Below are 13495 nucleotides of genomic sequence, written 5' to 3' on the forward strand. Positions count from 1 at the left end.
ATCGTTCTTTCTTCAAACAAAAAAGCAAAAACATCTTCTGGACAGATCCCTTCTTTTTGGATCTGTCCATTGATGTTTTTACTTTCTTTAATAGTGTGCCTCACCGTTTAGTTCACTAATCATTGATATCTACTTGGGATAACTGCTGCTCAAATTGCCACGTCTCGCCATTATCAGTCGAGGTAAACAGACAAGCAAACATTTTCCCAATATCGATCGAATTTGCCTTCAAAAGATAAAATTTTGCTTCTAACTTATTTGCGCTGACTTGGGTCACCTCATTCGGCGATTGGAACAAGTCCAATCCTCCTGTTTGATAATCCGCAGGAATGGTCACAATAGATTCTTTGAACGACCTTCCGCCATTTGCTGTATAGTAGAGTTTTTCTCTGGTAGAAACAAAGCCGAGAGAAGTTGTTACAAAACTAACATTTTGGATTGGTTGGTCGATCACTGTGCCACCAGTTGATGTCCAAGACTTTCCTTTATCGTTTGTTGTATAGATCTGTAAATTTTCTGCAGACATCCCATTGTCAGTAGACAACATGACGATTCCTTGATCACTGTTCAAAAAAGTTGCTTTTCTATACCTCACTCGTTCTCCATGATTCATAATTAGATTTTTGCCCCAATTCTTCCCAGCGTCAGTCGAAGTCAGCATATATACATCTTGCTGATCAGGTGAATAGAGAAACCAAGAAAAATCAGGAGATAGATCAAATGTTTTATCCATCCAGTAACCAACTGGAACAGTTCCAGAAGTCAGTGTATAGTCTCCAAAGCGGACCCAGTCAAGCGCCAGCGGTACAAATCGCCACTGTTTACCTTGATCTGTTGTCATATATAATTTTTTCGTCTCCTGATCAATCTTCAAGTCATTCGTTTGACTTGCCACCAATTGAACTTCTTTTTTTGGATCTTTCAAGAGATCCCCATCATCGGACCGTTCTGAAGAATGTGTCACTGCGACTTTAGCGATCGTTGATCCATGTATCCCACTGATTGGACCTCCTGAAGCGTAGAAAAAAGCCCCGCCTAGACCTAACAGCAACAACCCTGCTCCTAGTGCAAAATGCCGACTGAACACAGTTCTTATTTCAGGAACAGTTTCCATTATTTCATCCGTTTCTATAAAAATAGCGTACCGATCCATGCCATACCACTTGTAAATACCCAAAAACAAGGACACATCATCAATCGTTTTGGAAAGAAAAAAACAATCCTTTTTTGCTACGATCATTTTCAATTCATTCTTTTCAAACAAAAAAATAGAAGGAAGATCTTGTATAGGGGCTTTGGCATAGAAATGATTTTCTACTCGTTTTTCGATCCACTGGTCAAAGTGCCGGGAAATATAGTGATATCTTCCCCATAAAAAAGAAAACAATAAGAACAAAATCAATATGACAAAAAACCCACATGCTTTGGAAAATCCATAGAGATTCGTTACACGATCAATCGAAGAATAAGAAATCCCTCTATTTAGTAGATACTGATGGACGATTCCCGCAAGTCCATAAAAAAAGAACAGCGCTCCGATAAAATAAAACCCCAACATTACACTCATTTTTTTCGTTTGCTTCTTGATAATCATCATTATTTTTTGTTTGGTGGAAAGTAATTCAATAATCAATAGTTCATTGTCCATAAAAGTCAGACTCCTTTTTTACAGTATGCCGTAAAAAAAGGAGTCTGACTAGTCTATTAAAAATCTATTTACCGTTTATTTACTTTTTTGTCTTTTTTTATAAATCAGTGTCAACGCTACAGCCAATATGCCAAACCCTAAAGCTGTTGCAAAAGAATAACGTTCACCTGTTTTAGGAAGGTTTTTTCCTTCATTAGCAATAGAACTTGCTGGCTTAGTTGTGGCTTTTGGCGTTGTGGTCTGCTGATTGTTCGTGTTGTCTGTTGGCGTTTGACCATTTTGATTAGGCGGTTTAGGTTTACTATTGGTTTCTTTCTTGACGACATGGATAAACACTGAAACAGATTTTCTACCATTTTTGTAAGTGACTGGGTAAATCCCGACTTTCGACGTGTCGACTGATCCGTCAACCATGTTCATCTCAAAAGGAACACTTTTTCCTTCTTTGTCTGTTGCCGAAAGAAAATTATCGATCGGATCCCACGAATCTCCTACGCTGAGTGTCGAATCCTTCGCATGGATCGTTTCTTTGTTTTCTTTGACCGTTACTGTTGTCTGTTGTTCAGCTTGTCCATTTCTAAATACCACTTTATAAGTTCCGATTTTCTTACTATCTACTACTCCACTCACCATCTCTTTTATAAAGAACAACGGACTCCCCGCCTTGTCTGTCGCTGAAATAAATTGATCCGCCGGGTTCCAAGTATCCCCTACATAAATCGTCAAATCTTTTACTACGATCGTTTCTTTATTTTCCTTAACAGTAACCTCTGCAAGCTGGCTCGCACTTCCATTCGTATAAGTTACCTGATAGTTGCCAGGGACTTTAACATTTACATCGCCAGTGACCATAGTAGGATCAAATGCAAGACTATTCCCATCTTTGTCTGTTGCCGAAACAAAATTTGCAGCCGGATCCCACTTATCTCCCACATACAATAATGAATTTCTGATGACGATACTTTCCATATTTTCTTTCACTGTGACAGTGCTTACTTGACTTGCGCTTCCATTCGTATAAGTGATCGGTGTTATGCCCGCCACAGAAGTATCTACTGTTCCAGTGACCATGCTAGGATCAAAATCCATCGCATTGCCGTCTTTATCAGTCGCAGAAATAAAGTTGTCTGCTGGGTCCCATAAGTCATTAACATAGAGAGTCGCATCTTTTACAGAAATCGATTCTAGGTTGAGCGTTTTTTGCCAAACATAGGTGTCCGCCATCGTACCAGTATAAGTAGCCATCAATTGATCCGAGGTCAGTATATGGTCTCCTTTTGGTATCGCTACTGTCCCTGCTCCGACATTTTGCCAATAGCCTGTATTAGGTTCAACTGTAGGAATAGCCGGAAGATTGGCCTCAGGCAGAAATTGAAAATTAGGTCTAAGTGTCAGAGTCGATAATTGTGACATTCCCGAAAATGATTGGTTCATTTCCTCTAATGCTCCTGTAGATACTGCGGAAATATCTAGTGCTTTTAATTTTGAACAATTTGTGAACATATAATTCATAAATTTGATTTTTGGTGTGGCAAAATTAGACACATCTACCACTGCAAGGGCACTACATCCATAAAACATATAGCTCATAGTCGTGACATTACGCGTATCAAAATTAGACACATCCACATCTGTCAGGTTGTTACAGCCATAAAACATGTAGCGCATTGAGGTTACTCGACTTGTGTCAAACCCCTCAACAGGCAAAGACGTCAGCGCGGCGCAGTTATAAAACATGTAATGCATGTTGAGGACCTTGGCTGTATCAAAATTCTGAAGTGACAGTGCCCTTAGTCCTGAACACCCATAAAACATAAATGACATATCCGTGACTTGGTGTGTATCGAGGCCCGACACATCCAGTTGGGTCAGCTTACTACAACTGCGAAACATATGGCTCATGTCATCGACATTTCTCGTATCAAAATTGGAGATATCCAATGTAGTGAGCTCTGAACAGTTGTAAAACATGTAGCTCATATTCGTCATTCCGCTCGTATCAAAGGAAGATACATTTAGTGAAGTGAGCGAATGGCAGTCATAAAAAATACTGCCCATCTGTGTCACATTGCTTGTGTTGAAAGTCGATAGATCCAGTGAGACAAGCTGTGAACAGCCATAGAACATATAGCTCATATTTGTCACATTCGTCGTGTCAAACCCAGATACATCCAGATTGGTCAATTTAGAACACCAGTAAAAGAAATACCTCATATCCCCTACATGACTCGTATCTAAATACTCTAGATTCTCAATCATCGTCACTTGGTTCATATCAAAAAACAGGCCAAGAGAGTGGGCATTTGCCAGCGTAGGTGCCGTAAAAATAATCTTAGTGATCGAAGAGCGATAAATATACCACGGTGCTCTGACACTCATTGTAGCTTCACCTAATTCGCCACCGTCTATGTATAATATCCCTTGCGCATCAATACGCCAAGGACTCGTTCCATATGTACCGCTTGCTAGATCTGTATCTTTTGCTATGTCAGTTGATTCCGTCGCTTTTTCTTTTTGCTCGTTTATTGCCGTTTTTTCTTGCTCATCCATCAGTACATTTTCGGGTGGGGAGGCTTCGGTAACCTCTTCCGCAATAGGGATATCTATCGTCTCATCGACAGGGGATTCTTCGCTAGGCTCAACTGGTTCCAATGGCTTCGTAGTTGCTTCCTCAGGTATTTTTTCAGGTAGTTGTTCTTCATTATTTTCTGGAGATGAAGTAACTGTATCATCTATCTTCCCATCATCTTTCTTCTCTTCATCTTGTGGAACGCTCATTTCTTGTTCAGCAACTTCTTCTGCGTAATGATTTGCCGCTGTAGAAATAAAAGTGTTGCCAGCAAGCATCAAAGCAAGCGAGACTTTAAAAAATTTCTGTCTGAACATTGGTCTTTTCCTCCTCATCCATAATCATGCACTTTAAATTTTACTGTTTATTTGCGACAAAAGATTTCTCTTTTTTTCTTTCAAAGAAAAAAAAGGACAAAATTTCATCTAAAAAATAAAAAGATAAATAAAAAAATACGTATATAAAAAGTAGTGATTACATGATCTAGGAGGTCTCTATGGATAATTTATTTTTTAGGCTACAGGAGAACAAACAATTCCAACGTCAGATACTGATCCTTCAATATTTAAATAAGAAAGACCACCCTTCTACATCGAAGGAACTAAGCAACGTAACAAAAACATCGTCACCGACTTTACGCTCTGATATTGAAGCTTTACGACAGATTCTCCCAAAAGAAATGGCGATCACATTTCAAAAAAGAATAGGTTACCAACTTATGGTACCTCGTTCTCCAAAAATCGAGACCATCATTTTAGATCTAGCAAAACACACGCCTGTCTTTCAATTGATCGATCAGTATTTCCGTGGACGGATACGCTCACTACAATCAGCAGCTGCCACCCTTTACTCATCGCAATCACGCATTCGAAAAATCATCAAACAACTGAACAAAGAACTGCAGACCTATCACTTGCAATGGCAGACATCTCCTATGAAAATCCAAGGAAGTGAGGCAGATATCCGTTGCTTTCTTTTTGATTTTTATCAAAGTTTCAATATTGATTTTACGGCAGAAGGCATTCCTGTTGATTCAAATTTTATGAAATTTGTTCAAACACTTATCGGCCTACCGATCGATCCTCTAAAAGCACAGCTCTGGCTGATTATTTTAACGAAACGATTATCTCATAAATATCCCATTGTACTTGACCTTGCATTAAAAGAAGACATTACTTTTCGAGAAAGCTTCACTCAGTTCAAGAAAAGAGTCAGGTACCTATTCAAAGCAACTTTCAGAACTCAGACGATTCCTCATGAGGAGTTGATTTGGCTGTACATAGTCTTTCTAAATTGTGTCGTCTATTCAAGCGATGCTGACCAATTCTGCTACCCTGAAGACCGTGAACACTACGATACATATCATCAGTTTTTTCTACCAATGATTCCCTCTGTTGAAAATACTGATGAACTATATGCTTTTTCCGTTAATCTAAGGCTTTTGTCTCATGTTTCTAGCCATTATCAAAAAAATCCCTTAAAAGACTCCTTTGATTTGCCGTTACATTTAAAAAAACTTTATGAAGACTGGTATATCTATTTAAAAACACCCAATGTACAGCAATTTTTCCCCATTCTTCATCCTGAACATGTTGCTTTGTCCTTTACCATGTTCCATTATTCTTTACTAAAGGCAGCTAACACGACCCAGATCAAGGTATTCTTTTCTTTTCATGGTAATGCCGGTCTCTCCTCTTACTTGCTGAAATTAGTGGAACAGATCATTCCTCGATCCATCCAGCCATTATTTGCAACAGGCACACATGCTTATAGAAAGGACCTTCCCTCTGACGTGTCATTGATCGTCTGCAATCATCTTTGGGAGGATTGGAAAAATTGCCCTGTTTTTACACTTTCTTCTCTGCCACAAGAAAAAGAGTGGTTGGACCTTCACCAACTACTTTTAAATCTGAGTGCGTTCAACTAAAAAGGGTGTGGGACAAATCTAAAAATCAGGTCTTTCGGCAATTTCAAAAAAAGAGGCTAGGACAAAGTAAGAAACACTTTTATCCCAACCTCTTTTCTCTCCAATTTCTCAAACCTAAACGACTTTTGTCTCGACCTCTTTTGCACAAATCGTTCCAACATAACTAGTTATTTCAAAAAATAAGTAAAAATATCCAAGAATATTGAAAATCACATGAATCTTTTCATACTCTTGACATTCAACCACTCTCTTCTTTAAACCTACTTGTTATATATTTTTGGTCCTTTACGCATATTGCTGCGATCATTTTTTGGTTCTTGCATTTTTTTTGAACGACCACCGCCTTGTTTCTTTTTGATCAATTCAAGCATTTTCTCTTTTGTGTCCACTGATTTTACACCTCTTTTGATTATCCTATTGATTTTCATTATTTTTTTCGCTAACCATTACAGGAAGACTGATATAGTATACCAATATTACTTCCTCTTTAGTAGTCTTCAAGAAGAAAATTAGCTATTTCTCTAAAATATACCCTACTTTAACGAAAAGATCCCTAAAAATTAGATTTTTCATCTAACCTTTAGAGATCCTTAGACTTTCGACATACCTATTTTTTTACGTTTGTCAGCATTGCTTCTAATACAGTATAGCCCTCTGCTTCCAAAAATTCTTTCAACTCTTTGACCTCTTGTGTAGAGATTTGGAATTCGATGATCGTTTCTGTTTCATTACGATTCACTACAACTGTTGCAATGTTATAGCCATGGGATGAAAGCACTTGGCAGACTTCAGCTAATACGCCTCGTTGGTCTTTTTCGATTCGAAGCTGGATTCTTGTGCCCCCATCTGTATAACCGGTGATTTTCAAAAAAGCGTCAAATATATCATTATTTGTGATGATTCCTACCAAGTTTTCTCTCATGTCTACGACTGGTAAGACCCCAATATTCTTCTTTCTCATCAGATAGATCGCATCTTCTAATAAATCATTCGGTGCAATAGTTTGTACGTCACGGATCATTACATCATTGACTGTGGTTTTATTCAATAGGTAATTTATTTCAAACACACTCAGACTGGTTGCTTGTGAAGGCATTGCTGCTTGGATCGTCCCTTCAGTGATCAAGCCAATTAAACTATTATTTTCAACGACAGGTAACCGATGGATCTCGTACTTTTTCATCAAATCAACTGCATCAAATATTTTTGTTTGAGGATCTACCACGACCAACTCTTTCGTCATAAAATCTTTTACGCTCATCCTTTATCCTCCCAAATATGCTTTTTTCACTTCTTCACTCGCTAGTAATTCCGCGCCAGTTCCTTGTAAAACAATTTTCCCCGTTTCGATTACATACCCGCGATCTGCAATTGACAAAGCCATTTTTGCATTTTGTTCAATCAATAAAACGGTGGTTCCTTGTTGTTGGATTTCCTGAATGATATTGAAAATCTCTTTAATGAAAATCGGTGCCAACCCCATTGATGGCTCATCAAGTAACAATAGACGTGGTTTAGACATCAATGCGCGCCCCATCGCAAGCATTTGCTGTTCTCCCCCCGACAAAGTGGAAGCATCCTGATTTTTACGTTCCTTTAGAATCGGAAAACGTTCGTAGATTTCAGAAAAACTTTTTTTGATTCCTTCATTATCTTTTCGTAAAAAGGCACCCATTTCTAAATTTTCTTGAACAGTCAATCCTGGAAACACATGACGCCCTTCTGGTACTTGCGAGATACCATGGGTCACGATTTTTTGTGGAGAGACCTTTTGGATTGGCTTTCCTTCAAATTCGATCGTTCCAGATGAAGGCTTAACGAGCCCTGAAATCGTCCGTAAAGCAGTCGTCTTACCTGCTCCATTTGCGCCAATCAATGTCACGATTTCCCCTTCATTAACTTCCAAACTGATTCCTCTCACTGCTTGGATCACACCATAATGGACAGATAGATCATTTACTTTCAACATTATAGGTCACCTCCAAGATATGCTTCGATCACTCGTTGGTTACTCCTGATTTCTTCAGGAAGTCCTTCCGCAATGATCTGTCCATATTCGAGTACATAGATTCGTTCACAAACTTCCATGACTAAACTCATATCATGTTCGATCAGCAAAATCGTGATATGGAATTCTTCTTGGATTTTTCGAATCAATTTGGTCAATTCAGCAGTTTCTTGTGGATTCATCCCCGCTGCAGGTTCATCTAAAAAGAGGATTTGCGGATCCGTCGCTAATGCACGGACAATCTCTAATCGTCGTTGTTCCCCATAAGGAAGGTTACTAGCTAAAGTTTCAGTTTTTTCAGCCAGATCGAATATTTCTAACAGTTGGCGTGCTTTGCTTTCCATCTTTTCTTCCTGTTTATAAAATGATGGTAAGCGGAAGATACTGCTAAGGAATCCCTCTTTATTTTTGGCATTCATCGCAATTAATACATTGTCCATAACTGTCAGTTCTTTGAAAAGTCGGATATTCTGAAATGTTCGGCTAAGGCCCAATGTAGCAATCTTATAAGGGGCTAATTTATTCAATAGTTCCGACTTTCCATCTTTTTCTAAACGAATTTCTCCTTCACTTGGTTCATATACACCAGTCAGTAAATTGAACAGCGTCGTTTTCCCTGCACCATTGGGGCCAATCAGCCCGACCAATTCATTTTTTTCTAAGGAAAGATTCACATTTGAGACCGCAGATAAGCCACCAAAATTTTTAGTAAGATGATCAACCTTTAGTATCGTCATTTACTGATCCTCCTTTTTTTCTAAAAATTTTTTTAGCAGACAATTCCCAAGTTCCTAACAAGCCACCTGGTTTGAAAATCATGATGATGATCAATGCCAAAGAATAAATGATCATTCGCAAAGAACCAAAATCCTGTAGATACATATTCAATACGCCTAGAACAATTGCGGCTACGATTGAACCGGTCACACTGCCTATTCCACCAAATACCACGATGATCAAGATATCGATGGACTTTTGAAACGCAAAGTTTTTCGGCGCAATTGATCCAATATAGCTTGCAGATAATGCACCTGCGATACTTGCAGTTGCCGCACCAATCACAAAAGCGATAACTTTGTATTTTGTTGTGTTGACTCCCATAGATTCTGCAGCAATCTCATCGTCACGAATCCCCATTGTTACCCGACCAGCACCACTATGGATATAGTTAACCGTGATCAGCGTTGTAACAATCACAAATCCATAGACTAAAGGCCAGTTGACGAAAGACGGAATCCCGAATAGTCCAGAAGGTCCGTTTGTTATACTTTCCATATTAACGATCGCAATACGAATGATTTCTGCAACCCCTAAAGTCGCAATCGCTAAATAATCTCCCTTTAGTCGTAAAGTTGGAATCCCTACAACAAGTGCAACCACTGAAGATAATAAAATTCCTACGACTATTCCTGTAAAGAAGCCACCCATCGTTGGATTGTTCATCGCAAATAGCGAACCACAATAGGCGCCGATCGCCATAAATCCTGCGTGGCCTAATGAGAACTGACCAGAAAAGCCAATAACCAAATTCAATCCAACGGCTAAAATAATATTGATGCCGATCGTTACGATAATATTATCGATAAATAAATTGACTAACCCACTGCTGTAAGCGGCGTACAGTACGCCATATATAGCCAGCAACAAAACTAGCAAAAAAATATTGAGTTTCAATCGTTTTTTCATGGCGTTCACCTACACTTTCTCTTTAACATTTTTCCCTAGTATTCCTGCAGGGAGAACCAGTAAAATCAAAATCAGTACAGCATACACAACAGCATCTTTATACATGGATAACCCGAGTGCATTCGCAATCGTTTCGATCATCCCAATCAAAAAGCCACCTAGAGCCGCTCCTGGAATACTGCCGATTCCACCTAATACTGCTGCGACAAATGCTTTCAACCCTGGCACAGTTCCCATCGTCGGATCGATCGAATTGTAATAAAGACCGATCAAGACACCAGCAGCAGCGGCTAAAGCTGATCCTAATGCAAAAGTAAAGGAAATCGTACGGTTGACATTGATCCCCATCAGTTGGGCTGCATCACTATCGACACTAACTGCCCGCATCGCCTTCCCCATCTTTGTCTTCTTGATGATCAACTGTAATAAAATCATCAAGATCAAGGCAATTGCTAAGATCAACAATTGGATATTACTGATCGTGATGAATCCTAAATGATATTCGACTCTTTTGATCACTTGAGGAAACGCCCGATTATTCGAACCGAAGAAATAGATCATGATATTTTGAAGAAAATACGAGACACCTATCGCTGTAATCAATGCAGCGATCCTCGTTGATTTTCTCAAAGGACGATAAGCTAAAAATTCGACTACTACCCCTAATATTGCCGCTCCGATCATTGAAATGATCATTGCGATAAAAAAGTTCAAGTGTAATTGGTTAATTAAGTAAAAACCAATGAAACTTCCAATCATATATACTTCACCATGAGCAAAGTTGATCAAGCCAATAATGCCATAAACCATTGTATAGCCTAATGCCAATAAGGCGTAAATGCTTCCTAGAAAAAGGCCATTTACTAACTGTTGAAGAATGACTTCCATATACTCACTTCCAATATCATTTATTTAAAAAGCAAACAACTCATGCTTTCGTACCAGATCCATATAAAACAAAAAAAATCATGGAACGATTTTTTATCCCATACCCGTTGCTTTTTTTTCAAAAAAGAAAGGGCAAGACAACCTTCATTGTCTCTGCCCTTCTTCCATTATTCTGGGTTTACTGCATCAGCTGAACTTTCTTTTCCGTTCGTCAAGCCAAGAACAACAGCAGATTTTTCAGGGTTATGATTTTTATCAATAGAGATCGACCCTGTTACGCCTTTAAAGTCTTTCAAATTCGCTAGACCTTTTTGGATAGAAGCGGAATCAGTTCCTTCTTTTTCTGCTGCTTGTTTAACCATATAAACAGCATCATACGCTAATGCGGCAAATTGAGAAGGTGCCGTATTGTATTTCTTTTGGAAAGCATCAACAAAGGCTGGGACTTTGTCGCTTGCAGGAGCACTTGTTGAAAAGTGAGCTGTGTAATAAATGTTCGATGCATTTGCTGCACCGGCAGTTTCAACGAATTTTTCATCCCCAAAACCGTCTGCGCCGACAATCGCTTGTTTGATACCCATTTCACGTGCTTGTTTAACAATCAAGCCTGCTTCTGTATAATAAGCTGGGATATAAAGAACATCGAAATCTTTATCTTTGATATTTGTCAAAATTGCTTGGAAGTCTTTATCGCCTGCTACAAAGTTTTCTTCATCAACGATTTGGCCTTTGTATTCATCTTTGAATGCTTTTGAAAGACCTTTTGCATAATCACTTGAACTATCACTTAGAATAACTGCTTTTTTCGAATTTAGTTTATTGCTAGCATATTGTGCTAAGATCGTTCCTTGGAAACTATCTTGGAAACAAGAACGGAAAGCATATTTTTGAACCTTGTCTCCGTCAACTGTGATCGAATCATCTGTACCTGATGGTGTGATCATCGGAACGCCTGCTTTTGTTAGGTTAGCCAATGAAGATTTAGAGGCACCGGAAGTCGCAGGTCCGATCTGGGCTACTACTTTCTCATTGGTTGCCAAGTTAGCTGAAACAGAAGCTGCTTCATCATTATCTGATTTATTGTCTTTATCGACGATTTCAATCTTCTTGCCGTCAATCCCTCCATCTTTATTGATTTCATCAACAGCCAGTTTGATACCGTCTGATTCTACATCTCCATATGCTGCTACGGCTCCAGATAATTCCAGATTCACACCTAACTTAAAGGTCTTCGCATCCGCGCTGTTCCCCTCTTTTTTTACGGAAGTCCCGCTTCCACAGCCGGCAAGTGCCAATGCAGCCGCTGCTACTAGAAATATCATTCTTTTTTTCATTTTTGTGTCCCCCTAATTAAGTTAAAGCTGAATATGTATTAAAATATACTCAAAAAGAAAACAGTTGTCAATGAATTTTCTGAAAATTTCGAGAATTCAATTTATTCTGTATATTACATCGCCTTGTGAACCATAAAAAAAGAATCAACCTGAGTATCCATCAGAATTGATTCTTTTTCGAGATTTTAATGAGGTTTTCTCATGTTTATTTAATTCTAATAAGAATGACTAATGTAGCTTCATTTCCTATTAGCTTTAAGAGAATGTTGCTCTTACTTTTCTAAAAAACAGCAACAACAGGACTATTTATTAGTTATTTTTATTTCTTTATTGTTTAACTTTTTTCATTCGGCTCAGTTAGTTACGCTTTGACATTGACAAGTCAACATTTTGGCATTTTTTCCCCATTGATGCCAAAGTTATACGCCCCATCGATCATACTGTTCACATGCTGAATTAGCAGTAAATATTATATACACGATGATCCCTTCAACACTAATACCCATTTTTATCCAACGCAAGCGTTACCCCTCTTTTTCATTTTTTAGACAGATCAGACTTAGTTTTTTAGTTGAAGGATTCTATCTAGGTACCATAGAAGCATCCACTTTTATTTGTTGGATTTTCTTCGCTTCAGGTCCACTATGGTACCATAATGTGACAATGTCTCCTTCATTCAATTCTCTATCGGCTTTTCCATAAACATTCATTGAACCTATAAAGGAAAGAATACAATAATAATTGACTTGCTTATTCACTGAAAAATAGTATTTATTATTGATTTCAACTCTATAACTGTCATTTAATTGAGTACTATTTCTCGGAATACTAAAATACACTTCTGTTCGGTTATCTTTATTCACAGCCACCGATAACTTGCCATCAAACGAAATATTGGTTTCTTCACTTGCATCAATGAACAATCCCTTCGCATCTTCTGGATTCCATTGTGCGTTGCCAGTATTTTCATGTGTCTGTACTACTTTATATTCCTTACCCTTGTAGCTAACGATTTCATTCAAATTGTATAACTCTGGATTTTCAATTGTACCCACTTTCCATTCTCTGACGCTTGTAGCTACCTCTTGGATGTTATTTTCTTGCATGACCGTCTGAGCAGCCCCCTGGATCGTCCCGCCAAACATACCAAGTGCGATTCCTAAAACTAACAAATTTTTCTTTTTCATAATTCTCCTCCGTTTTTTTGGTTTTTGTTACAATTTGATTATAATATGATTTGAAAACACTTTTCCTACACTTTTTACAAAAATAATTAAAAAATGTTATTTTATCATTAGGATAAGAGGTATAATAATGCTATTTCGAAAGTAATACGTATATTAAATACTGCTTAAATCGCTACTAATTTTGATATCTGATAAATTATACCTATCTGATAGTATATGTATGATATTTGTTGCTTTTAATTTACTTT

General features: G+C 38.1%; 11 protein-coding genes. 1 reads left to right on the forward strand and 10 read right to left on the reverse strand.

All coding sequences use genetic code 11. From position 1 onward, the window contains the following. Positions 1–115: 115 nt before the first annotated feature. Both CJZ72_RS12925 and CJZ72_RS12930 read right to left on the reverse strand, forming a co-directional pair. Positions 116–1648 (reverse strand): WD40/YVTN/BNR-like repeat-containing protein, encoded by a 1533-nt coding sequence (locus CJZ72_RS12925; RefSeq protein ID WP_095443941.1) that lies wholly within the window; start codon positions 1646–1648, stop codon positions 116–118. A 75-nt stretch (positions 1649–1723) separates the two neighbouring features. Further along, a complete protein-coding gene (locus CJZ72_RS12930) occupies positions 1724–4534 on the reverse strand; it encodes a bacterial Ig-like domain-containing protein (RefSeq protein ID WP_095443942.1) in 2811 nt (936 codons plus the stop codon). Positions 4535–4713: 179 nt separating this feature from the next. Here CJZ72_RS12930 and CJZ72_RS12935 point away from each other — a divergent pair, with 179 nt between their 5' ends. Then, positions 4714–6144, forward strand: coding sequence for a helix-turn-helix domain-containing protein (locus CJZ72_RS12935; RefSeq protein WP_227260025.1), 1431 nt, complete (start codon positions 4714–4716; stop codon positions 6142–6144). A gap of 260 nt (positions 6145–6404) precedes the next feature. On the opposite strand, the gene CJZ72_RS14955 is transcribed toward CJZ72_RS12935, so the two are convergent. The 8 genes from CJZ72_RS14955 to CJZ72_RS12970 all read right to left on the reverse strand — a co-directional run bounded on the left by CJZ72_RS14955 (position 6405) and on the right by CJZ72_RS12970 (position 13247). Beyond that, a complete protein-coding gene (locus tag CJZ72_RS14955) occupies positions 6405–6533 on the reverse strand; it encodes a hypothetical protein (protein ID WP_005879939.1) in 129 nt (42 codons plus the stop codon). A 218-nt stretch (positions 6534–6751) separates the two neighbouring features. Then, positions 6752–7405, reverse strand: a complete 654-nt coding sequence (locus CJZ72_RS12940; protein WP_005879941.1) for a CBS and ACT domain-containing protein — start codon at positions 7403–7405, stop codon at positions 6752–6754. Between the two features lie 3 nt (positions 7406–7408). Continuing rightward, positions 7409–8113, reverse strand: a complete 705-nt coding sequence (locus CJZ72_RS12945; protein ID WP_081134525.1) for an ABC transporter ATP-binding protein — start codon at positions 8111–8113, stop codon at positions 7409–7411. Continuing rightward, on the reverse strand, positions 8113–8889 hold the full coding sequence (locus tag CJZ72_RS12950; RefSeq protein WP_095443943.1) for an ABC transporter ATP-binding protein: 777 nt from the start codon (positions 8887–8889) through the stop codon (positions 8113–8115). The genes CJZ72_RS12945 and CJZ72_RS12950 overlap by 1 nt, the downstream gene beginning before the upstream one ends. Next, entirely contained in the window at positions 8870–9838 is a 969-nt protein-coding gene (locus tag CJZ72_RS12955; RefSeq protein ID WP_095443944.1) for a branched-chain amino acid ABC transporter permease, read from the reverse strand. Before CJZ72_RS12955 ends, CJZ72_RS12950 begins: the two co-directional genes overlap by 20 nt. A gap of 9 nt (positions 9839–9847) precedes the next feature. Continuing rightward, positions 9848–10726 carry a branched-chain amino acid ABC transporter permease gene (locus tag CJZ72_RS12960; protein WP_016176514.1) on the reverse strand — a complete coding sequence of 293 codons (879 nt, stop codon included), beginning with the start codon at positions 10724–10726 and terminating at the stop codon, positions 9848–9850. 167 nt (positions 10727–10893) lie between these two features. After that, positions 10894–12060, reverse strand: coding sequence for an ABC transporter substrate-binding protein (locus tag CJZ72_RS12965; RefSeq protein ID WP_081134527.1), 1167 nt, complete (start codon positions 12058–12060; stop codon positions 10894–10896). Positions 12061–12641: 581 nt separating this feature from the next. Then, positions 12642–13247: a carbohydrate-binding protein gene (locus CJZ72_RS12970; RefSeq protein ID WP_095443945.1), complete on the reverse strand. Its 606-nt coding sequence runs from the start codon at positions 13245–13247 to the stop codon at positions 12642–12644. Between the last annotated feature and the right edge of the window lie 248 nt (positions 13248–13495).

The sequence above is a fragment of the Enterococcus durans genome (genome assembly GCF_002277935.1).
GTDB classification, from domain to species: domain Bacteria; phylum Bacillota; class Bacilli; order Lactobacillales; family Enterococcaceae; genus Enterococcus_B; species Enterococcus_B durans.